Annotated in this window: 7 protein-coding genes and 3 rRNA genes; 1 reads left to right on the top strand and 9 read right to left on the bottom strand. The window is 39.6% G+C overall.

From position 1 onward, the window contains the following. Positions 1–73 precede the first annotated feature (73 nt). The 7 genes from metG to HCQ94_RS00780 form a co-directional block, all read right to left on the bottom strand. Complete coding sequence (gene metG / locus HCQ94_RS00810) at positions 74–1,879, bottom strand: methionine--tRNA ligase (RefSeq protein ID WP_166982919.1); 1,806 nt, start codon at positions 1,877–1,879, stop codon at positions 74–76. Next, positions 1,872–2,744 (bottom strand): 16S rRNA (cytidine(1402)-2'-O)-methyltransferase, encoded by an 873-nt coding sequence (rsmI, locus tag HCQ94_RS00805; protein WP_166982921.1) that lies wholly within the window; start codon positions 2,742–2,744, stop codon positions 1,872–1,874. Before rsmI ends, metG begins: the two co-directional genes overlap by 8 nt. A gap of 364 nt (positions 2,745–3,108) precedes the next feature. Continuing rightward, positions 3,109–5,871, bottom strand: coding sequence for an InlB B-repeat-containing protein (locus HCQ94_RS00800; protein WP_166982923.1), 2,763 nt, complete (start codon positions 5,869–5,871; stop codon positions 3,109–3,111). Between the two features lie 1,512 nt (positions 5,872–7,383). Beyond that, positions 7,384–9,045, bottom strand: coding sequence for a hypothetical protein (locus HCQ94_RS00795; protein WP_166982925.1), 1,662 nt, complete (start codon positions 9,043–9,045; stop codon positions 7,384–7,386). 2,271 nt (positions 9,046–11,316) lie between these two features. After that, a 5S ribosomal RNA gene (gene rrf, locus HCQ94_RS00790) occupies positions 11,317–11,433 on the bottom strand. A 122-nt stretch (positions 11,434–11,555) separates the two neighbouring features. Continuing rightward, a 23S ribosomal RNA gene (locus HCQ94_RS00785) occupies positions 11,556–14,671 on the bottom strand. Positions 14,672–15,085: 414 nt separating this feature from the next. Beyond that, positions 15,086–16,622, bottom strand: a 16S ribosomal RNA gene (locus HCQ94_RS00780). The 16S, 23S and 5S rRNA genes sit together here, the layout of an rRNA operon. Positions 16,623–16,650: 28 nt before the next feature. Here HCQ94_RS00780 and HCQ94_RS00775 point away from each other — a divergent pair. Next, the gene (locus HCQ94_RS00775) at positions 16,651–17,001 is read left to right on the top strand and encodes a hypothetical protein (protein ID WP_196373611.1); all 351 of its coding nucleotides are present in this window, start codon (positions 16,651–16,653) and stop codon (positions 16,999–17,001) included. Between the two features lie 63 nt (positions 17,002–17,064). Here HCQ94_RS00775 and HCQ94_RS00770 read toward each other — a convergent pair whose 3' ends face one another. Then, on the bottom strand, positions 17,065–23,736 hold the full coding sequence (locus HCQ94_RS00770) for a SpaA isopeptide-forming pilin-related protein (protein WP_166982955.1): 6,672 nt from the start codon (positions 23,734–23,736) through the stop codon (positions 17,065–17,067). A gap of 244 nt (positions 23,737–23,980) precedes the next feature. Next, positions 23,981–25,852, bottom strand: coding sequence for a glutamine--fructose-6-phosphate transaminase (isomerizing) (gene glmS / locus HCQ94_RS00765; RefSeq protein ID WP_166979305.1), 1,872 nt, complete (start codon positions 25,850–25,852; stop codon positions 23,981–23,983). Positions 25,853–25,940 lie beyond the last annotated feature (88 nt).

Below are 25,940 nucleotides of genomic sequence, written 5' to 3'. Positions count from 1 at the left end.
AATCTCACAACGCAATAAAGAAATGTGAGGATGAAAAAACATCCCCACAAATAACTATTAGTTATACATTACATTAACTAGCGTTCATTCTTTCAAGTTCTTCCACTATTACACTATCCTCAAGCTTTGTAAATACTGGCTTAGGCTTAGCAATAGCAACCCCCACTGTAACTGGAGTAGATTCCCATTTAGGTGTCTTAGAATAGTCACCAGTAATAATAGGATAAGTACCTATCTGAGGAATATCGCCCTCTTCAACCAAATCTTCAACATACTTTACTTCAGGCATAGGAGCAATATCATCTTGTCCCAACAAAGCAGCAATTTTATTTGAAGAATGAGGTAAAAATGGGCTAATCATAAGGTTTAAATCACTAACAGCTTGAGCCAATACGTGCAAAACTGTGCTTAGACGAGGCCTCAAGCTCTCATCTTTCATCTTGAAAGGTTCAGTTTCAGCAACATACTTATTTGTATCCCCCACAAGTTTCATAATATGAGCCAAAGCTGCTTTTTGCTTATGTGTAGAAATAAGATTCCCAACTTCGGAAAAACCATCTTGGATTGAGCCCAGAAGTTTCTTATCAATTTCCTCAAGTTCTACGCACTCAGGAATCTCGCCAAAATTTTTCGCAATCATAGAAATAGTGCGGTTTACAAGGTTACCCCAACCAGACACCAACTCATCATTATTACGACGTACAAACTCTTTCCAAGTAAAATCCGAGTCCTGATTTTCTGGACCAGCAGCACTGATGAAATATCGCAAAGCATCCGGCTGGTAACGAGACAAAACGTCTTTTACATAAATAACTACGCCACGAGATGAAGAGAACTGCTTACCTTCCATTGTCAAAAACTCACTAGCAACAACTTCTGTTGGTAAATTCAATTCTCCCAAAGAACCATATTCACCAGCCTTGTTTCCTTTACCGTTATATCCTAGTAGTTCAGCTGGCCAAATCTGTGAATGGAAAACAATATTATCCTTACCCATGAAATAATAAGAAAGAGCCTCAGGATTATTCCACCAGTCACGCCATTTTTCAGGTTTACCAATGCGTTTAGCCCACTCAATGGAAGCAGAAAGATAACCAATAACAGCATCAAACCAAACATATAAACGTTTATTAGGCTGATCCTCCCAACCAGGAATCGGAATTCCCCAGTCGATATCACGAGTCATAGCACGTGGTTTAATCTCATCCAAAATATTTTGAGAAAACTTGATAACATTTGGGCGCCACTTACCAGACTTTTCCCTCTCATCCAGCCATTTGCCTAAAGAGTCAGCCAATGCAGGCAAATCTAAGAAATAATGTGTAGTTTCAATAAATTTAGGTGTCTCACCATTAATTTTTGACTTAGGATTAATCAAATCTTCAGGATCAAGCTGTTTACCGCATTCGTCACACTGATCACCACGAGCTTCCTTATATCCACATAAAGGACAAGTTCCTTCAATATAACGGTCAGGTAAAGTACGTCCAGTTGATGGTGAAATTGCAGCACCAATCACTTTTTCAACCATGTAACCGTTATCACGTACTGTTTCAAACATTTTTTGAACAGTCTTGTAGTGATTAGTGGTTGTAGTACGGGTAAATAGGTCATAAGATAAGCCTAACCCCAATAAGTCTTGAACAATAATTTCGTTATTCTTATCAGCTAGCTGTTGAGCAGTAATACCCTCTTTATCAGCAGCAACCAAAATTGGTGTGCCATGCTCGTCAGTTCCACTAACCATCAACACGTCATTACCAGCCATACGCATATATCTTGCGAATATATCTGATGGAACACCAAAGCCTGCGACGTGTCCAATGTGGCGTGGGCCATTAGCATACGGCCATGCTACTGCGGCAAGGATATTAGTCATTATCACTATCTTTCTTTGTTTTTATATTCAAAGCAACATTGTAGAGTTCATTCTTACTCACACCTGTAGCTTTAGAAACTATGTTTACTGCTTCTTTCATTTTAGAGCCTTGAGAAACTAGTTCAAGAACTTGATCTACGTATCGTTTGGGATCTAATTTTTTCTTATCAGCACCTGCTAACACTATTGTAACTTCACCAAGTATGTCTTCTAAAGGGTTTTCTAGAATTTCTTTTATTGTTCCCCTAATTGTTTCTTCATGAATTTTAGTCAGTTCCCTACAAATTGCGATTTTCCGATTTTCACCAAATATTTCCATCATTTTCACAATGGTATCTTTACATCTTCTAGGAGATTCAAAAAATATCATAGTGCGTTTTTCAAATTCCAATTCAAGTAAGGTTTTCTCTAAGTCATTTTCTTTACGTGGAAGAAATCCTTCAAAGGTGAATTTATCAGTGGATATACCACTTAAAGCTAGTGCTGTAAGTGGGGCGCTAGGGCCTGGAATAACTGTGTATTTTACATTTTTTTCTATTGCATATCTGGCGACTGTAAGCCCGGGGTCTGATACAGTAGGCATTCCTGCATCTGTAACTAGTAAAACTTTTCTCCCATTAATAGCTTGATCTACTATTCTTTCAACACGATCTTTTTCGTTATGTTCATGGCAACTAATAAGTTTGGCTTTCAGTTTTATATTTAGACGTTTAGCTAAATTCAAGGTTTTTCTAGTGTCCTCAGCAGCTATTATATCTGCTTGTTCTAAAGCTCCTATTAGACGTGTTGAAGCATCTTGCACGTTCCCGATAGGAGTTGCCGCTAGAATGATAGGAGAATTTTCTGGCCAAATATACTTTTCCATAATTAGATAATAACATTTTCTAAAAACCTTATAAAAACTTTTTCAATATTATATTTAGTAATGGATAATTTTATGAAAATATATACAGCAAATAGAACATTAGGGTTAAAATACTTTATTTTGTTTAAGTTTTAATAGTAACTAAGTTATTAAGTAAATTATTTTGTATACCCTTTTGAATTTCGTATTACTCTTGTTTTTTGCTTTATAACTATATCTGTGTAAGCTTTCGTTTTAATCATGTAACTATAGAAATTTATTTTCCTAAATATACTTTTAATGAAAATACTACTTAAATGAATAGTGGGGATATAAATTCTATATCCCCACCATATCGGCTATTTACTTAGTGTGTAAAATTACCTTATTTCTTTTTACGGATTATCAAAGCGATAAGACCAACGGCACCTAGGATACCGATCAAAATAAGTGTTCCAACTAAACCATTTACACCAGTTTCAGGCAAAGTTGCTTTCTTTACCAACATAACTTTTCCTGACTTTTCAGGAGTTACAGTTGTATTTGGAGTAAGTTCAGGCTTTGGCTGAGGCTTTGGAGTCGTATCTGGTTTTGGTTTAGGAGCATTATCGTCTTTATCAGCTGGTGGAAGTGGCTTATCTTCAACCTTCTCCCACTTAGCAGTTAAAGTAATGTTCTCATTTACCACGTTATCAAAGTTGTAATCAGCACCATCTTTTTGCCAACCAACAAACTTATGACCATCACGAGTAGGAGCAGGATCTGGAAGAGTAGCCTTACCACCCTTATCAAAAGTTTGCTCAGCTACAGCAGAACCACCAGCACTATCAAAAGTAACCTTAACTTTTTCTACCACTGGAGGAAGTGGCTTATCTTCAACCTTCTCCCACTTAGCAGTTAGAGTAATATTCTCATTGACAAGAGTGTCAAAGTCATAGGTAGCACCGTCTTTTTCCCAACCAGCAAACTTGTAACCATCACGAGTAGGAGCAGGATCTGGAAGAGTAGCCTTACCACCCTTATCAAAAGTTTGTGCATCTACATTAGAACCACCAGCACTGTCATATGTAACAGTAACTTGTTCTTTCCAAACAGCTTTCAAAGTGATATTTTCAGTAACTGCATCTTCAAAGTTGTAATCAACACCATCTTTTTGCCAAGCAACAAATCGATGTCCATCACGAGTAGGAGCGGTTGGAGCAGTAACTTTCTCACCCTTTTCAAGAGTAGAAGCAGGAACATCGGAACCACCATTGCTATCGTAAGTTACGGTAACTTTTTCCTTAACCCACTTAGCTTTCAAAGTGATGTTTTCGTTAACAGGGCTATTGAAGTCATAGGTAACACCGTCTTTTTCCCAACCAGCAAACTCATAGTCTGCACGAGTTGGAGCCGTTGGAGCAGCTACAACATCACCTTTGCCAACAGTTTCTGTAGGTACTGCAGAACCACCATTACTATCGAAAGTAACAGTAACTTGTTCTCTCTCCCACTTAGCTATCAAAGTTATATTTCCAGTAACTGCGGCACTAAAATCGTAATCAGTACCATCTTTCTGCCAAGCAACAAATCGATGTCCATCACGAGTAGGAGCAGGACTTGGAGCAGAAACTGTACTATCTTTATCCACAGTTACAGGCGGGACATTAGAACCACCAGCGCTGTCGAAAGTAACAGTAACTTGCTCTTTCCAAACAGCTTTCAAAGTAATATCATTTTCAACAGCATCGTCAAAGTTGTAATCGACACCATCTTTTTGCCAACCAACAAACTTATAACCATCACGAGTTGGAGCAGGATCTGGAAGAGTAGCCTTACCACCCTTATCGAAAGTCTGAGAATCTACAGCAGTACCCTCAGCACTATCAAAAGTAACCTTAACTTGTTCTTTCCAAATCGCATAGTAAGTCTTATCTTCAGTAACAGGTGCATTAGCATCAAAGTCTGCAGCAGTTGCATCGCGTGTAGTTGCCCACCCAATAAACTTGTAACCATCACGAGTAGGATCAGCTGGTACGCTATCTGGCAAAACATCACCCTCGGCTGTCTTGTTGTACTCTACATATACTGGGTTACCAACTTTTGTTTCATCGTTAGCATCATAGTTACGAACAAATGTTAGCTTTGGATTTTCGTATGTGACAGCAATACCTGCTGGAACAACCTTATCGTCAACAACTGCGGATGCTGAACGTGTTAGCGTTTTGCCCAATGCTGTAGCTGTAACAGTACCAGTAACTTGACCCGAAATATTACCATGAGTATACAAGTTGAAACGCTTTAAAGTAGCAATTTCATCGTCTGTAAGCTTATCTTTCTTAGCTAAAATTCGTTTTTCTTCAGCAATATCTGCTTCAGTCATGCCTCTACGTGCTTCAGCTAGCTGATTAGCTACTTCACGTGAAATAGTAAAGTTATTATTACCATCAGGATTAAAGCCAAGAGTCATAGGAGCATCTAGTTGTTCTTTTGTGAAATCTTTTCCAGCAACAGGAACTGTTCTAATAATATAAGTATGCTTTCCGTTTGACGGGAAAGTTATATTTTTAATCTCATCATCGACATTATAAGAATCGTGAACATCTGCTAATAAATTGTAATTTTCATCAAATACGTATACAGGTCTCCAAGAGTAAGACTTAAAATAAGCAGATATATTTTCAGCTGCTGTAATTCTGTCGTCAATTATAGCCTTCAAATCAACATAGGAGGCTACACCGGCTTCTTTAGTTTTAGGCATTGCAGCAATTTGTTCATTTGATGGTTTAACTAATGCATCAAACAAATGCTTCTGTACATACTGAACAAGAAATCCACGAAATGGAAAATCTGTGCTTTGTTTCATATAGAAAGTAGCATCAAAATCAAACTTTCCACCTTCAGCTGGTGCATTTACAACAGCATGCCTAGTAGCATCTAGATTATTAAAATTACTGTTCTGTTTTACTGGCTGACCTGGCAAAGTTTCTTCAGCGGTTTTGTGCTCATTAATGAAAAAACTATACGGGATATCCATATTAAAACTACCAATAAATGGTAAACCATTAACAGTAACTATTAATTTACCCGAGCTAGCATAAGCTGGTACAGATGGCACAAGAAAAGCAAAAATAACTAAAAGTGCCACTAATATTCTATTTTTCTTCATAAATTCCCTACCTACCATAAGGTATTAACGTAGTATTCAAATAACTAGTGGTTGGTTCATAAAGGAATTTTACAAACTTTTTGTAAACACCCCTCAAATTCACAATCGTTACTATTATATTTAATATACTTTTATTACACCACACATATTTTTATTATTAACAAAAATAACATCAATATTTTTAATTTATCCATTCAACAAATAATCCAAAATTTACTTTATAGCATTAAAACGAACTCTGCAATATTAGAATTATTTCCATTCTTTACTGTGGTTTTCTGTAAGATTTTCCTATGCAACCAATTCAAAAAAGCAATATAACAAATACAACATAAACAAAACTAGTGCAAAATAAATTACGTAAAACATCAAATTGGACAAAGGGGAAAATTTACTGAAAACAAATAAAGCAAGTTCTTAAAAATTCCACAAATAAACCAGTAAGACAGATTGTTAAGCTGTATAAAACTTTATATGAGAAAAATTTGAGGAAATATTCAACTTCAATGAAAAGTATATCAAATAAGGAGTAAATACAATTTATATAACTTGATTATAGAGAAGTATAGACATATTCAAGATTTACGTATTCAACATATCTCATAAAATGAAGAATTTTTAAAATCAAAACTATAACAAAACTGAATACCAAGATATTTACTTAACAACAGTATTACTAAAATTCTTATGAAACGGGCATAAGCCACAAGCTCATAGGGTAGAGAGCAAGCTAGACGGTTAAAAGCACTACCAAGAAAATAATCCGAATAGAATCCTTGAATGAGAAAAATACTTTAAAGAAGGCGCAAATATTACTTATATTAAGCAAAGTTGTATCACAAATAAGATTCACAAGAATAACTATAATATCCGTCAAAATAAGAGCTACCAAACCCTGAGAAAAGTCTTGAAATCATAAAAGTAGAAATACTTTAAAGGCAATCCTTTACTCAACTTTTTATTCGTAATATAAACAAAAGAGCACAAATCTATATATAAGAGAATAAGCCTACACCTAAACCACCCTTGTCTACCAAATATGTGAAAAACGGAATTTCTTTAAAAGGGTATTATAGCTCAAGTCTCCGAAACGAAATATCAAAGAGTAATACATAAAAGGCAACTATACAAGCAGTAATTTCTCATAGAGCTCATAGGTAGTAGAATATGATTTTATACGCAGAAATAACTGTATTGTGTATTTATTTTCATAGTACTGTAAAAGGTTTACGATTACTCTTATTGAAAAGTTTTAAAAAACAAAAACACAAATAGAGTAATATTTTCAAAAACAAAGTTGCAGACATTAGTTACTAGGTTTGAAATGGAAACAACACCAAAGATATTTTTCCACTATGAACATCACAAAAATTATTTCATCAGCACAAATTCTAAGTTAAGAACATCACCTTACTAGAAGTATGTAAATAATTTTGGTCCCACAGGAATATACATCCGTGAGACCAAAATTCAATTTTAGTTTAGATTTATTTCACAAAACTAATTCGCTAATTACTTCTGCTTTTTACGTAGACCTACGCCTACAAGACCAAGTCCAGCTAGAGCAGCAATAGCAACTACAGTTGCGTCAAAACCAGCAACACCTGTTTTAGCTAGTTCCTTCTTTACCAAGACTGGCTTAGCTTTCTTTAGTTCTTCTGGCTTTTGTTGAGGCTTTGGAGCTTCTTTCTTTGGTTCTTCTGGCTTTGGAGCTTCTGGTTCATCCATTACATATCCCAAACGAAGAACATTTGATGGCACAGGCTTAATTTCTGTAAAGCTTTCTGTATTACCTAAACCACTTATTGTTCCTACTGAGCTACGAGCAACACCTTCAATAAAACCTGCAATCTTGACTGTTTCTTCACCTTGTGTTTTTGCTAATTTTTTAGCTTCGGCATCAGTAATCTTGTAAACATGCTTGTAAGCTTCTTCTTTAGACAGACCATACTTGCCCATCAACTCTTTAGAATCCAAAGCAACTAATTCCATCTTGCTTACAATCTTTTCAGCAATGCTTGATGAATCATCAGCAACTACGTTTCCGATGCGTTCTTGACCATCGCGTAGAATAGTTCTGATAATTAATGTATTGTACTGCTTTGGATTAGCAACTTTGAATTCAACGTTTTCTGATGTGTTATTGACCAAAGTCTTGAAAGAATCCTTTGTATTACCTAAGCTATCACCAGTGGTTGGGTTGAAAATTTCCAAAGCTTCACTACGATCTGGACTCAAAACATATAGTGGACGCCATGAATGACCGCTAAATCTTAGGTATGGCATCTTTGGAGTTTCAATTTGCTTGTCTACAGTAACAACTAGGTCAACATATGTATAACCAGCTTCTCTACCCTTATTGAAGTTCCAGTTTGTCAAAGTAGAGTAATTTTCTGTAAGAACGCGCTTACCTTCGTAACCAAACACTGGGTTATCGTATACTAGTAAGGCAATACGCTTTTCCATATCGAAGTTTGCTTTCATAACAACTTCGTTAATTGTATCAACATCGTTCTTAGCTACATACTTATCAATGATCGTACGTAGTTCACGATTAGTAGCAATCTCATCTGATTCCACACCAGTTGATTCGCGTACTTTGTCAGTATTTGGAAGCACGTCTTCACTATTTACATTCTTATCGATAGTAACAACGTTTTCTTTGTTAACTGGTCCACCCAAATTAACTGAGTCGTTACCACCATTAAAATACTCATTAATGCGAGTAGCATCAGCAACACTTACGTAAACAGCGTAAAGTTTTTCCCCACCCTTTAAACCTTGAGGGAAAGCTGTCTTTATGGAATCGTTTGCTCTAAAAATTCTAGCAGTAGATGGAATACTACCACTTGCATCCTGTGGTTCAGTTGACCAGCAAACAAAATTAGCTACTAAGCTCCTGTAAAGACCTTGCTCGGTAGTTGCATTTCCAAGTTGATCAGTCGGATTAGCAAATGGCTTAGTAGTAGTTACATCAAAAGTTCTGTATGTTTTATCTGTTAAGTTCAACTGATTTACAAATTGAACATTACCAGCCCATGAAGGTGCTGGAGCATTTACTGCAGGTAGATTAGACTGTGCAGGATCAGCAGCAAAAGCAGGAGTTGAAATACCCCAAGCTAGTGTAGCAACTGATACAGTACATACTGCTTTTCTTATAAAACCTTTTTTCATTTTCAACCTTATTGAGTTCACTGACTATTCATATAACAGCACTTAAAAGTCAATGTCAGACTTATACATAAATAAGATTTATTATCTATGTTTTCTGTCTAAATATATGTAACAAAATTTTATCATATATAAAACAATAAGTAATTTTTTTAATAATATTTTTGATGAATTACATTTTCTTAATTATTTCGTTATATTTTATGTGTTTTATTTTTTAAGAGGTTCGATACTAGTCTTACAATAAAGCATTTATAACGTATATTATTACTCGTGTTGAGGCAAAAAATTAATTCCGTTTTACCAGAGAAGGAATACAGAAAAGCTCAGTATGGTAATTTTATGATAATGTACGTATGTTATTAATATCGATGTTTTTGGATTGATATCTTGGCGTTTTACGGATTGTTGTAGAAAAGTATTTGTATTGGTTTATGATTATTGTTTGGGTTTTTGTGTATTAGGATAGGCATTCATACCCTCCCTTTTAGGAGTGGAGATATGTGGTTTTTAAAATATGAGAGAAGAAAATATAACATCATGCTTTCAGATTTTCTTCTAGTTATGTGTGTGGTGGTTTTTACGTGTTGTGTCTTGTTTATTTTATAAAGAGGCAGACATTTGGGAGGAAAAATATTGGTAGAATGAAAGTTAGCAAGGTAATAATTGGTCTTTGTTATCTATTTATATAGATTTTTGTGTGGTTTAAAAGCATACGATTATTTCTTCATCTCTGTATAGTTTAGTTTTTTGTAGTGTAATGAATATTTGTGGGTGTGGTGAGTGTTTATGTTTATGTATAGCGAATTGTTTGTAGTGTTGTAATGATTCTTTTAGTGTAGTGGTTACGTAGGGTATTTTCTTTCGGTATGGCTAATTGTTCGCCCATATGTGAAGTATGTGGTCTAAAAGCAAAAGTTAAAACTAGAGCAAAATTATAATCCGTGTTCCTCGTTCTTTTATACGTTAGTTAGTTAGTTAGTTAGTTAGTTATGTGGAATAGAAAAGTAGTGACAAAAAAGACTAGCTACTTAAGGATGGGCGAGAAAGAGATAATAAGAAAAATGGGTAAGATAAACCATGGCTCTATTTTTTACTCGGTAAGCTTTTTGTTGTTGTCCTATTGTGTGAAGGCTTTGTGTTTTGGGTATATTTTTGTGTGGTGTTTGGGTTGGTTGAACAAAAAATTATGTAGCAAAGGATGGAATGGTATGTTTTCATTTTCCTTCTTTTTGTCCCGTAGTTTTGTTTTTATTCTTATGTTCTATATGAAGTGGTGCTGGTTAGAGTGAATGCATGTAAAAACTATGGTTTATAGTTGTCTCTTTTAAAAATATTTAGGAGTAACGAAAGTTTAAAAATTTCCATACTTCTCCTCCAGAATTTTACTTATTAAGCTTTTTATTGTTGTCTCCTAATATTTAAATGTTTTACAACGGGGTAGTTACGGTATGGGAACATTCAAGTAAGTATCATCTTCTGATTCCTTTTTTTGTGAAGTACTTTGATAATGTGTAATAAAACTATGTTTTATAGGGAAACAGTAAGTAACTAGAAAAGAAGAGTAATAAGAGTAAATTTTTAGGCATGTAGGACATTGTTTGTATGTGTTGTGTTTTTGTTAGTAATAGTACTCCGGTCTTAGATTTTTTTGTTAGAAAAAATGGTGTGGGAAATAAACGAAAAAGAATAGACTATTAAACACTTCCTTACAGTAAGTATGTTCTCTTATAACATAGCTACTACTTACCTATTACACAAAAAAACAAAGGGGTGGGTGAATAGGAAGAAAAAAAAATTTTTGTGGTATCAAAAAATAAGAACGAATAAGAAAATTATAGGAAAAGTACGTATAAACCCACCTATAAAGCATCCAAAACACATTCCATAATAAACATGTTCTTTTATAAAAATATACTATACCCACAATCACGAGTAGGCCCTCACACCGAAAGGTTTACACAAACCCTATATGTAACCGCACACTAATCCGCAGGTTTTACACCACTCCTTACCCCTACCTTCACAAGGGGTTTCATACGTGGGAACTCATACCCTCTACACGCATACCCCTGAACAAAAAATGTTTGTGTTTAAAAAAATAAGAAGAGAAAGCAATAAAAGGAATACTAACCAACAACAATAGTAGTAGTATAAAAGAGAAACAAGAATCAAAGAATGTTTTTTGTGTTTAAAATACTTTAGGGGCTAGGACAAGAAACACTTTCTCATGTTTCCCTGTCCTAACCCCTAAACAAAACAAACAGTTTTTTATTGCGGCAGTGACTTACTCTCCCACACCCCCACGAGTGCAGTACCATCAGCGCTGCAGGCCTTAGCTACCGGGTTCGGAATGGTACCGGGCGTAACTCCCACGCTATGACCACCGCAAAAACCTATCAAACCACACCCCGACGGGTTGGTCATGAACCATATAGTAAAACGCGAACACCAAAACACTTTGTCAGAAAACAATACATACAATCCCAAAAAAAAATTTTTTTGTTTACATGTTTTTGTAGTTATCGGTCAATTAGTACTGGTCAGCTCTAAAAAACATTACTGCTCTTCCACATCCAGCCTATCAACCCACTAGTCTAGTGGGGACCTCAAACGAAACCTAATCTTGAAGCAGGCTTCCCGCTTAGATGCTTTCAGCGGTTATCCCTCCCGAACGTAGCCAACCAGCCATGCACCTGGCGGTACAACTGGCACACCAGAGGTTCGTCCGTCCCGGTCCTCTCGTACTAGGGACAGGCCTTCTCAAGTTTCCAACGCGCACAGCGGATAGGGACCGAACTGTCTCACGACGTTCTAAACCCAGCTCGCGTACCGCTTTAATGGGCGAACAGCCCAACCCTTGGGACCTACTCCAGCCCCAGGATGCGACGAGCCGACATCGAGGTGCCAAACCATGCCGTCGATATGGACTCTTGGGCAAGATCAGCCTGTTATCCCCGGGGTACCTTTTATCCGTTGAGCGACCGCGTTTCCACGAACCACGGCCGGATCACTAGTTCCTGCTTTCGCACCTGCTCGAGCTGTCACTCTCACAGTCAAGCTCCCTTCTACACTTACACTCGACACCTGATTGCCAACCAGGCTGAGGGAACCTTTGAGCGCCTCCGTTACCTTTTAGGAGGCAACCGCCCCAGTTAAACTACCCACCAGGCACTGTCCCTAGTCCGGATCACGGACCGAGGTTAGACAATCACTTGAACCAGAGTGGTATTTCAACAACGACTCCAACAAAACTAGCGTTCCATCTTCACAGTCTCCCACCTATCCTACACAAGCACAAGCGATCACCAATACCAAGCTATAGTAAAGGTCCCGGGGTCTTTCCGTCCTGCTGCGCGTAACGAGCATCTTTACTCGTAATGCAATTTCGCCGAGTTCATGGTCGAGACAGTAGGGAAGTCGTTACGCCATTCGTGCAGGTCGGAACTTACCCGACAAGGAATTTCGCTACCTTAGGATGGTTATAGTTACCACCGCCGTTTACTGGGGCTTAAATTCACAGCTTCAACAAAAAAATGTTTGACCGTTCCTCTTAACCTTCCAGCACCGGGCAGGCGTCAGTGCGTATACATCGTCTTACGACTTCGCACGCACCTGTGTTTTTAGTAAACAGTCGCTTCCCCCTGGTCTCTGCGACCCACACCAGCTCCACCAGAAAAAATTGGCTTCACCAGGTAGGCCCCCCTTCTCCCAAAGTTACGGGGGCATTTTGCCGAGTTCCTTAACCATGATTATCTCGATCGCCTTAGTATACTCTACTCAACCACCTGTGTCGGTTTAGGGTACGGGCGGCTAACACCTAACGTCGAGGCTTTTCTAGGCAGCATAGGATCACCCACTTCCACAAAAAATGTGTCACCATCAGACCTCACCCACATGTTCCCGGATTTACCTAGGAAACGGGCCACATCCTTAGACGTGCATAACCATCAGCACGCGGAGGCTACCTTTCTGCGTCCCCTGTTAACACGCTAACCTACTAAAAACATTAACACAAAAACCAGCAACCAACCCTTTCCCCGAAAGAAAAAAGAAAAGCCACCAGCGTTCACGAAAACAATAAAGTTCAGTTCCTTACGGTGTTTCGCCGGTACCAGAATATCAACTGGTTGTCCATCGACTACGCCTGTCGGCCTCGCCTTAGGTCCCGACTATCCCAGGGCGGATTAGCCTAGCCCTGGAACCCTTGGTCATACGGCGGGAGAGTTTCTCACTCTCCATTCGCTACTCATGCCTGCATTCTCACTCGTGTACAGTCCACCCCTAGATCACTCCGAGACTTCACCCCACACACGACGCTCCCCTACCCATCCACACACCTGAACCAACCATCAAAGGGCGGCTTAGCAAAAAAAGTGTGAATGCCACAGCTTCGGCGGTGTACTTAAGCCCCGCTACATTATCGGCGCGGAATCACTTGACCAGTGAGCTATTACGCACTCTTTCAAGGATGGCTGCTTCTAAGCCAACCTCCTGGTTGTCTATGCAACTCCACATCCTTTCCCACTTAGCACACGCTTAGGGGCCTTAGCTGATGATCTGGGCTGTTTCCCTCTCGACTACGAAGCTTATCCCCCGCAGTCTCACTGCTACGCTCTAACTATACCGGCATTCGGAGTTTGGCTAACGTCAGTAACCCGGTAGGGCCCATCGGCCATCCAGTAGCTCTACCTCCGGCAAGAAACACGTAACGCTGCACCTAAATGCATTTTCGGGGGGAGAACCAGCTATCACGGAGTTTGATTGGCCTTTCACCCCTACCCACAGCTCATCCCCTCCATTTTCAACTGAAGTGGGTTCGGTCCTCCACACGCTCTTACACGTGCTTCAACCTGGCCATGGGTAGATCACCCCGCTTCGGGTCTAGAGCATGCGACTAAAACGCACTATTCATACTCGCTTTCGCTACGGCTACCCCACACGGGTTAACCTCGCCACATACCACTAACTCGCAGGCTCATTCTTCAAAAGGCACGCCGTCACCCCTCAAGGCTCCGACGGATTGTAAGCATCCGGTTTCAGGTACTATTTCACTCCCCTCCCGGGGTACTTTTCACCATTCCCTCACGGTACTAATACACTATCGGTCACCAGGTAGTATTTAGGCTTACCAAGTGGTCTTGGCAGATTCACACGAGATTCCACGGGCCCCGTGCTACTCGGGAACGCATCAAGCAAGTGGCTGAAATTACACCTACACGACTATCACGCTCTACGGTCACTCTTCCCAAAGTGTTCAACTATAACAACCATTTATAACTCACCCAGCATGCGGCAGCACACTGAAAAAACACGCCCCACAACCCCACACACGCAACAACTGCCGTCTATCACACGCGCATGGTTTAGCCTCCTACGCTTTCGCTCGCCACTACTCACGCAATATCTCTTCCTAAGGGTACTAAGATGTTTCACTTCCCCTCGTTCCCCCCAACACCCTATATATTCAAATGCTGGTAACAAGACACAACTCTTGCTGGGTTCCCCCATTCGGACACCCTCGGATCAAAGCTCGTTCGCCAACTCCCCGAGGCATATCGCAGGCCACAACGTCCTTCATCGGCTCCTGGTGCCAAGGCATCCACCGAATGCTCTAAGCAACTACAAAACAAAAAAATGAGACCAAAAAAAATTCTCTAACAAACATTACAACAACAAAAAAACCCAAAAAAACGGATCCTCTTGTCATAGATGCTCGCGTTCACTATACAGTTCACAAACAACCCACCAACACAAACCACCACAACCCCAAAACAAGGACCGCGACAAAATAAGCATGGCAAACAAAAAAAGAAACAACAAAAACTGTTGCCCCTAAACCAAACAGCGCATCCACCCCCGCACCAACCCAAAACAGGCCAGCAAACAAACGAGGTCTTCCATGACGTTCCACCCAAAAAAAACAAAACACAACCACAAACAAACCAACCCAAAAAACAAAGGGTCCAATGCAAACAGTCATGCCAAAAAAGACAAACACAAACCAAAAACAATAATAATAAATGATTTGCGGTCTCCTTAGAAAGGAGGTGATCCAGCCGCACCTTCCGGTACGGCTACCTTGTTACGACTTCGTCCCAATCGCTAATCCCACCTTCGACCACTCCCCCCAAACGGTTAGGCCATGGGCTTCGGGTGTTACCAACTTTCGTGACGTGACGGGCGGTGTGTACAAGGCCCGAGAACGTATTCACCGCAGCGTTGCTGATCTGCGATTACTAGCGACTCCACCTTCATGGGGTCGAGTTGCAGACCCCAATCCGAACTGAGACCGGCTTTAAGAGATTAGCTCAACCTCACGATATCGCAACCCTCTGTACCGGCCATTGTAGCATGCGTGAAGCCCAAGACATAAGGGGCATGATGATTTGACGTCATCCCCACCTTCCTCCGAGTTAACCCCGGCAGTCTCTCACGAGTCCCCACCACAACGTGCTGGCAACATGAGACAAGGGTTGCGCTCGTTGCGGGACTTAACCCAACATCTCACGACACGAGCTGACGACAACCATGCACCACCTGTACACCAGTCCGAAGACTACCACATCTCTGCAGCATCCCAGTGTATGTCAAGCCTTGGTAAGGTTCTTCGCGTTGCATCGAATTAATCCGCATGCTCCGCCGCTTGTGCGGGCCCCCGTCAATTTCTTTGAGTTTTAGCCTTGCGGCCGTACTCCCCAGGCGGGGCACTTAATGCGTTAGCTACGGCGCAGAATCCGTGGAAACAGACCCCACACCTAGTGCCCAACGTTTACGGCATGGACTACCAGGGTATCTAATCCTGTTCGCTCCCCATGCTTTCGCTCCTCAGCGTCAGTAACAGCCCAGAGACCCGCCTTCGCCACCGGTGTTCCTCCTGATATCTGCGCATTTCACCGCTACACCAGGAATTCCAGTCTCCCCTACTGCACTCTAGTCTGCCCGTACCCACTGCACGTCCAGGGTTAAGCCCTGAAATTTCACAGCAGACGCGACAAACCACCTACGAGCTCTTTACGCCCAATAATTCCGGACAACGCTCGCGCCCTACGTATTACCGCGGCTGCTGGCACGTAGTTAGGCGCTTCTTCTGTAAGTACCGTCAACCCCCACAAAAAGAGCCTTCTCCCTTACTGAAAGAGGTTTACAACCCGAAGGCCTTCATCCCTCACGCGGCGTCGCTGCATCAGAGTTTCCTCCATTGTGCAATATTCCCCACTGCTGCCTCCCGTAGGAGTCTGGGCCGTATCTCAGTCCCAGTGTGACCGGTCACCCTCTCAGGCCGGTTACCCGTCAAAGCCTTGGTAGGCCATCACCCCACCAACAAGCTGATAGGCCGCGAGCCCATCCCCCACCAAAAAAACCTTTCCAACAATCACCATGCGGCAAAAGCTGAATATCCAGTATTAGCCACCGTTTCCGATAGTTATCCCAAAGAAGGGGGCAGGTTACTCACGTGTTACTCACCCGTTCGCCACTAATCCACAAAACCCCGAAAGGAAATGCTTCATCGTTCGACTTGCATGTGTTAAGCACGCCGCCAGCGTTCGTCCTGAGCCAGAATCAAAACTCTCCGAACAAAAACCAAACAAAAAACAAATTCAGCCCTTGAACAAAAAGCCCAATAAAAGCAAAAAACAAAAAAACAACACCAAACACCCAAAAAAGAGCACTCAGCATCATCAAAAAAATAAATGGCATCACAAAAATAAAAGACACACTGTTCAGTTCACAAACAACAAAACCCAAGAAAGCCCAAAACCCCCACCAAAAAAAAGCAGAAGCCCCGAAAACAAACCAGGAAAAACACAAACCCTGACACAAAAAGCATCAAAGCAACAGACAAAAACTATACACCCCCAACCACACACAACACAACACAACAAACACCCGGGCGTGTCACACCAAACAACACCAAACCTCTTCCATAAAAATAAAAGTGCTGGCTACCAAATCTGATAACCAGCACTTTTTATGCTAAATACCTATACCTCGATATTTAGGAGTAGGTTTTTTTAATGTTTACTTTTGGCTGCTATTACGTCCTTTTCGACTAACAAGACCAAAGACACATCCGGCAAACAATAATGTTACTAAGCCAGTAAACAGTCCCTCATCGACACCAGTAGCAGGTAGTTTACGAAGAACAACAGGCTTCTTAACATTACTCATACTCTTTTGAATAGTCTGACCGTCTTCACGAACCTCAACACTTATAGGTGTCGAATCCAAAACGTAACCAGCTTTAGCTTTAGTCTCAACTAACTCATAGTCACCATAAGGAACATCAGCAAAAGTAACCTTACCCTGAGCATCAGTAACACTAGTTCCAACAACACGACCATTAGCCTTAGCACGCAACTCAAATGTTACACCAGCCAAAGGCTCGCCACTGCCCTTATCAGTCTTAGTCAAAACAATCTTTGACTTCTTCATAACGTTGGTAGCACTCTTTTGAATAGTCTGACCGTCTTCACGAACCTCAACACTTATAGGTGTCGAATCCAAAACATATTCCTCTAGGGTCTGAGTCTCAACCAATTCATAGTCTCCGTAAGGAACATCGGCAAAGCTGACTTTACCTTCAGAGTCTGTAACTGCTGTTGCAATAACATCGTAGTCCACAGGCTGCGTTGAAGAGTTTTCATCACTGTTTGATCCTGTAGTACTTGAATCTGTGTTGTCTGAATCTGTGGTATTTGCCTCTGTTGATGGCGAGTCACTATCGCTCACTGCTGAAACAGGAGCTGAAGCTGAACTATCTTCATTAGGAAGGGATGCTGAAGGATCAACAATTCTTACTAAATCACCATAGAATAAACTTGGAACACTCTGATTGTGTGGACGACGCAACTCATACTTAACACCAGCCAAAGGTTGACCGCTGTCTTTGTCTGTCTTTGTAAGAACTATTGTAGATTTCTTTACTACATTTGTTATTTCTTTTTCAATTACTGCACCGTCTTCACGAACCTGAACAGAAACTGGTGTAGAGTCCAAAACGTGTGAATCTATAGTTTCAGTTTCAACAACCGTGTAATCACCATAGCGAATGTTACTGAATGTAACTTTACCTTGTTCGTTAGTCTTATCACTATCTACACGATTGCCGTCTTTATCACGCAATTCAAACGTAATTCCAGCAAGTTCAGCACCTAGTTCTTTATCCTTCTTCGTGACAACAATGGTTGACTTCTTGGCAACGTTTGTTGCCTCTTTATCAACTTGTACTCCGTTTTCACGAACCTGAACAGAAACTGGTGTAGAGTCCAAAACGTGTGAAACTAATGTTGCTGTTTCAACTAGAGTGTAATCACCATAAGGAACACTAGCAAAAGTAACCTTACCCTCAACATCAGTAACCTTAGAAGCAACTACATCGTTTCCTTTACGTAGTTCGTAGGTAACGCCTTGCAAAGGTTCGTGTGTATCAGCATCTGTCTTAGTCAAAACAACAGGAGCCTTCTTCATAACGTTAGTAGCACTCTTATTTACAGTCACACCATTCTCACGAACCTGAACAGCAATAGGAGTAGAGTCCAAAACGTGTGAAACTAATGTTGCTGTTTCAACTAGAGTGTAATCACCATAAGGAACACTAGCAAAAGTAACCTTACCCTCAACATCAGTAACGCGAGTACCAACTACTTCATTACCCTTACGAAGTTCATAAGTAACACCCTGCAAAGGTTCGTGTGTATCGACATCTGTCTTAGTCAAAACAACAGGAGCCTTCTTCATAACGTTAGTAGCACTCTTATTTACAGTCACACCATTCTCACGAACCTGAACAGCAATAGGAGTAGGATCCAAAACATAAGACTCTGGAGCTTGAACCTCAACTAGAGTGTAATCACCATAAGGAACACTAGCAAAAGTAACCTTACCCTCAGCATCAGTAACCTTAGAGGCAAGTACCTCACCGTTCTGGCGTAGTTCGTAAGTAACTCCTTGCAAAGGCTTACCACTATCGACATCAGTCTTAGTCAAAACAACAGGAGCCTTCTTCATAACGTTAGTAGCACTCTTATTTACAGTCACACCATTCTCACGAACCTGAACAGCAATAGGAGTAGGATCCAAAACGTGTGAAGCAACAGTCTCAGTCTCAACCAAGGTATAGTCACCATAGGCAACATCAGCAAAAGTAACCTTACCCTCAACATCAGTAACCTTAGAAGCAACTACCTCATTACCCTTACGCAACTCAAACTTGACACCAGCCAAAGGTTCACCACTATCGACATCAGTCTTAGTCAAAACAACAGGAGCCTTCTTCATAACGTTAGTTATAGGTGCTTGCGTTAATGCGACTGTTGTACCATTTTCACGAATACTTACTGGATGAACCGTAGTAGTATCCAAGACGTGTGAAACTAGAGCTGTTTTTTCAACAACAGTGTAATCACCATAGGCAACATTACTAAACACTGCACTACCATCTTGACCAGTAGTTGCAGTAGTTATCTCCTTGTCACCTTGCTTCAAAGCAAATACAACACCAGCAAGAGGTTCATTAGAATCAGCATCAACCTTGCTCAAACTAATATTTCCCTTAATCTTAGTATTCTTCCAATCAGCAAAAGCAACACTCTTACCATCAGAATCAATATTTACTGTCTCAGTACGAGTAGATGGCAAATATCCTTCAAGAGGAGTCTTCTCAGCCAAAGTATACTCACCGTAAACAACATTGTTGAAAGTAGCAACACCCTGATCGTTAGTTGTAGCGGTCGCAACCTCGTTCTCACCCTTCTTCAAAGCAAACACAACACCCTCAAGCTTGACATTCTCGTCATCACTATCAGACTTAGTAACAACTATGCTGCCCTTGATCTTAGAGTTAGTAATCGTTCCTAAATCTAAGGCATCACCATTTTCACGAACGCTTACAGTCTTATTTATTGAAGTATTTAGAGCATAACCTTTAATTGTTGAAATTTCTTTCAACTTGTATTCTCCATACTTCACGTTACTAAAGGTTGCAACACCATCGGTACCAGTAGTTGCTTCGTACTCAGCAGTTGAAGCATCGCCCTTGAATAATCCGAACTTAACACCTTCTAAAGGAAGATTATTATCGTCAGCATCTACTTTCTTGAGTTTTACGTCTCGAATAATTGCATCATTGACAACTTTAATTACCTCTAGTGGGTCACCGTTTACGTTTACAACACGAGTTAGAGAATTTGCTTGGTAGCCTTCTGGTACAGATTTTTCAGTCAATGTGTATTCACCAAACAAAACGTTAGGGAACACAATATTACCTGAGCTATCTGTCGTACCTTCAAACTTAATTGATTCATCTGTATTGCTCTTCAACTCAAATGGAACACCAGATAGAGGAATATTATTTCCTTGTTCGTCTAGTTCGGAAGATACTTTAAGAACCTTTACGTTACGCTTATCAGCAATAATACCAGCGTTCAAAATAGCTGAATCTGCTGCTGGGTTCAAAGTAAAGTCGTATGTAGTACCTTCGTTATCGGCTGTATCCGTAACATTGTTACCATTGAATTTTCTATTACTTTCAGCAGAATATTCTTCATCATCTGCTTTAGTGAAACGTATTTTATAACTACCACGCTTGTAGACTTCGAAATGGTATTTACCTTCAGCATCTGTTGTAACTGATGGTATTGGCTGATTATTGAAGTCTAGTGCAACATTTCCTGTTTCAGCATCAATTAACTCAACTTTTCTACCAGCTACAGGATCTTCTGTATCACCTTTAATACCATCTTTATTTAAATCTTTGAAGAATACACCATCAACTTTGTACTTTGTGTATGTGGCACAAACTTGGTTACCTTCAGAGAAGATTGTTCCATCAGTTGAAACAGCCGCAGAGTTTATAGCACATTCTCCTGGAGTCAACGAAGTATCATATGGAATCTTGCTTGGAACTATAAGGTTAACTTCTTCCTTCGAAGCAATAGTTGAACCTGACTTTAGTTCTAGCTTAAAGCTCTTTACTTGGCTAAAATCGCTAACTTGGTCAGCAGGAACCCATCCACCATCTGTAACGCTTGCTAAATCATCACCTTGCGGAGCTAGTTTGTATAGAATGTTAAAGCGTTGCAAAACAGTAGCATTTTCAGGTACTGATTCAATACTTGCAGAGAGCGGAGTAGCAAACTTAGAATTACGTTGTAAATATTGCCCAGAATCGTTAGGAACAATAGCGTGGTCACCTTTATAAGGTAAAACGTCAATTACATGTACACTATTTACTTCACCAATTGTGTTGTTGAAAATATTTACACGATAGAAGAAGTTGTATCCTAAGTCACCTGTGGTAGATAGACCGAAAGCAGAAGTATCATACCCAACTTCTTTCTTAACGATTAATTCCAAAGGTGGAACATAGTTAACATTTGCTCTGTGTACAAGTACGCGTTCTTCTCTGTCACCATCATTATCGATGTCTAATGAGTCATTAGTTTTCATCCATGATTGATATTCTGTAATAATATCATTCTTATCATACATAAAGTATGTTTCAATTGGATTATTTGCACCACGCTTAGCATACGGAGTAGCTTCAAGTGTTGTTCTAATCCCTATTGCCCTTAAGTTAGAATTGTTTGGAATCATCTCAGGGATGGTATAGATTACAGCTGTTTTACCCGTATTCTTGTAATTTTTTATTACTTCAGGCTCTTCAATATTTTTACCGTACCAATATTGACTATGTTTACGAACATAGTTGAAACCTTCAGGAATTAACTGTATTAACTTAGCATTTTTAATAGGCTGGCTACCCATCGCACCCCATAGACCATAGTCAGTTGACAATTGGGCTTGGGACCAATATGTAAAGGTAGCACCTTGCTTTGAATACGTCACTCTAAGCTCATTTGAAGAAGCACCATTTATAACTGCTTTAGGTGAAATTGGTTCTAGGCTTGTATATGCATAAGTATCGTTTGTATTATGCCATTTAGCCTGCGATTCATCATCGGTAACTGTTTCACTTGTTCGAATTAAGAAATTAGCTTTACCACGATATTCTTGTCGATCTGTGTACACATGGTCTTTAAATTTTTGAATTTCATCGGCAGTAGGAGCTAACCCAATATTATAAGTGAGAACCATGTTATTGAGAACAATAGGCTTACTAAATTCTAGAAGTAGTTTTGCATATTCAGCTTTAGGATCATTAATATCTATTTTCTGTTCCAGTTGAACATTTTTAGCAAGTTCTACCTTTGTTCCATCATCTTTAACACCATACAAAACGTTAGGAGTATTATTGATGGAATCAACTAGTTCTTGTTGAATTTGCGTTCTTCTCTCTTCTGAGAAAGAATTTATATTTCCATGTCCATTTATTCCTTTAAACTGGAATGACTTGTAACTAGTTCTCTTATCATTATCAAGACTTGATCGAATATCTTCAATCTTATAAAGGGCAGTTACTTTACCATTTTCGGGGTTATCAAAGGCTGAACCATTATTATTTGCACGCATATATACACGGTAGTATAAACCATTTTCAGTTTGATCATATCGTCTATCCGATATAGTATCACCCGTAATAGAGTAATTACCTTCACTTATATCATAATTTATAGGGTATGAACCGCCACCATTTAAATTATCTTTCCAAGCCTCAAATCCACCACCTGGAGAAAAGTAATTCGCTCTTACAGCAAACTTAACTTCACGCGGAGTAAGTTCTCTTTCAGTTGGCAAACCTGCATCAACAATATAACGAGCAGTAACAGTTTGTGTTTCATCAAATGGTTTATTAACCATACGAACACTCAACCAATGAGTGTAACCATTTTTCCAACTACGAGGCCAGTCAGGTCCCTGCCTTGAAGGGTTTTCTACAAGATTCGTTAAGGTTCTAGTAGATTCATCCCATTTGTATGAGCCAAGATTACCATTTGGTTCTACACCTTCAGGTAAAGTGTAAATAATTTTTATATTGCTAGGGATAACATATGATGGATTACCGTTAAAGTCTTTAGGTAGATCGTACAAGTGTGAACCATAAAGGCTAACTACATATCCTGGATCTCCTGTATTTGTTTGATTAGGAGTAACATTCATCGAATAAACTTTACGAGCATTTGGTTCATCCCATTGACCATCACGTGCAGCAAGAAGCGTTTCGTTGTATTCAAACTCTTGTTTTAATAGTTTATAGGTCTTTTCAGCTGAATAAAGAATAGGCTTATCTTTAAAATCGTTACTATCATCACCTTGGCGAACATCAACTTTAACCTTAATTGTATCGCCATTATGCGTATTTTGATTATCTAAGAATTTAAACGGCGCTCTAAAGGTTGCCCTAAAACCACCACTAATTTCTTTAAACTTATAAACCAAATAATAGTTATCAGGATCTTCTTCAACTAACCTGTTATAAATAGCGTTCTGTGAATCTACATATCCAGGCTTTGAAATTTTATTACTCTTCGGTACAGTAATAACAATCCAAGGATTTACTAGTTTTGAACCAGCACCGGAAATAGAAACGTCACCAGCTGCATTTATGGTTCTATCAGGCCAATAATCAGTTTCATGATTAATCGTGTCATTTGGTTCGAGGTTTATAACCTGCAAATCACCACGTAAACCACTATCACCATATGCTGGAGATATTGAATTTCCGAAAGTAACAATAATAAAAGACAAAAGCACAAAAATGCTTATAGCCTTACGTACTGCGTACTTACTCAACTTATACCCCTAAAATTACTTTTCAAATAATATAGCCACGCAGAATGGATAACACAAAATATGGTCCCCCCCCGTGAAACGAACATACAAATACAAGGGTATAGCTTTTTTTAAAAAAATAAAAGAGGGAACGAACGAAGTAAAATTGAATAATTAAAAATAATAAATTAATACAAAAGTAGATTTTGAAAGTATAAATGGCTTGTTGTTGAATACAACAAGCCATAAAACAATACTTTACTATTTATTCCACAGTAACAGACTTAGCCAAGTTCCTAGGCTGGTCAACATCAAGTCCTTTAGCACTAGCAACTTCACAAGCAAATATTTGCATAGGAATAACAGTAACTAACGGTAAAAACAGTGTAGGAGTTTGAGGTACACGGAATATTACTTCAGCACAATCATTCACAAAATCATCACCCTGTTCGGCAATAACAATTGTCTTAGCGCCTCTAGCTCTAACTTCTTGAATATTAGAAATAACCTTCTTATGTAAAACTGGGCGACGCTTAGTAGGAACAACAACAAATACCGGTTGCCCAGCATCAATTAAAGCAATAGGTCCATGCTTTAATTCACCAGCGGCAAAACCTTCAGCATGAATATAAGCCAATTCCTTAAGTTTCAAAGCGCCCTCAAGGGCAATAGGATAAGACACGTGGCGTCCCAAGAAAATAACTGAAGAAGTTGTAACCATTTGGCGAGCAACCTGTCGTATCTGTTCCCCATTATCCAGAACTTCTTGCATCTTATCAGGAATCTTTGAAAGTTCTTCTAAGTAAGTAGCAATCTCATCAACATATTTATTTCCACGAACCTGAGCTAAATATAAACCAAGCAAATAACAAGCTGTTATCTGTGCTGTGAAAGCCTTAGTTGAAGCAACAGCAATCTCAGGACCAGCATGAGTAAGCAAAACAGCATCTGATTCACGAGAAATAGTAGAACCTGGAGCATTCACAATAGCCAAAACCTTTGCTCCTTGTTCACGAGCATGACGAATAGCCATAATCGTGTCCATTGTTTCACCTGACTGTGAAATAGCTACGACCAAAGTCTTTTCATTTACAACAGGATCGCGGTAACGGAATTCATGAGCTAATTCAACCTCAACTGGGATACGACACCAATGTTCAATCGCATACCTAGCTACCATTCCAGCATAAGAAGCAGTACCACAAGCAACAACAATTATCTTATCCACCGTACGCAAGACTGATTGCTCAATACGTAGTTCGTCTAAGGTCAAGAATCCATTTTTATCTGTACGGCTTGCCAACGTATCACGCACTGCTCGAGGCTGCTCATGAATTTCTTTCTCCATAAAAGTAGGCCAACCATCTTTATCAGCACGGCCCTTAATTGAATCTACACTAAATTTCTTAGGTAATACTTCTTCACCATCACTGTTGTATACAACAACATTATCAGCAGTAACATCTGCTATTTCATCCTGTCCAATCTCTAGAGCAGTTTGAGTATACTCAGCAAAAGCCACAGCATCTGACCCCAAGAAGTTTTCGCCCTTACCCAAACCGATAACCAGCGGAGAAGAACGACGAGCAGCAAAAACATGTCCAGGACAATCTTTATTCAATATTAAAAGAGTAAAAGTACCATCAATACGTCCAGTACACTTACGTACAGCCTCTATCATACGAGTATTATTGTCTTCAATATCAAGTGTGGCATATTCTTTAGCTATCAAATGTGCCATTACTTCAGTATCAGTTTCAGAGACAAATTCAACACCCTCAGATTTCAAAATAGGACGGAAAGCATCTGCATTTTCAAAGATACCGTTATGAATTAGAGTAATTACCCCATCATATGAAGTATGTGGATGAGCATTTAAAGTAGTAGGAGCACCGTGAGTAGCCCATCTTGTATGACCTATAGCACAAACAGCATCAGGCAAAGGAGACGATTGCAATTGTGCTTTCAGATTCACAAGCTTGCCAACAGCTTTAGAAGTTATAACTTGGTTTCCCGCGTGCACAGCAATACCAGCTGAGTCATAACCACGGTATTCTAATCTAGACAGACCAGATAAAACTACTTCTAAGCTCGCTTGACTAGAAGCTGAAGAACAATGTCCTGACACTCCACACATATCTAACCCAATCTCTAAAACAAATAATACAATATTGTACATTTAATAATGATAAAAGCATATTACATAACGTAATAATTTACTTTCC

Origin of the sequence: Actinomyces sp. zg-332 (assembly GCF_011751945.2) — a bacterium.
Lineage (GTDB): Bacteria > Actinomycetota > Actinomycetes > Actinomycetales > Actinomycetaceae > ZJ293.
Note: the sequence above shows the minus strand (reverse complement) of the source record. Positions and strands in the feature narration are given on the sequence as shown.

Bases quoted from the DNA above. Each gene is read 5' to 3' on its own strand.
- metG (WP_166982919.1), bottom strand. From the start codon at position 1,879: ATGACTAATATCCTTGCCGCAGTAGCATGGCCGTATGCTAATGGCCCA.
- rsmI (WP_166982921.1), bottom strand. From the start codon at position 2,744: ATGGAAAAGTATATTTGGCCAGAAAATTCTCCTATCATTCTAGCGGCA.
- HCQ94_RS00800 (WP_166982923.1), bottom strand. From the start codon at position 5,871: ATGAAGAAAAATAGAATATTAGTGGCACTTTTAGTTATTTTTGCTTTT.
- HCQ94_RS00795 (WP_166982925.1), bottom strand. From the start codon at position 9,045: ATGAAAAAAGGTTTTATAAGAAAAGCAGTATGTACTGTATCAGTTGCT.
- glmS (WP_166979305.1), bottom strand. From the start codon at position 25,852: ATGTGTGGAGTGTCAGGACATTGTTCTTCAGCTTCTAGTCAAGCGAGC.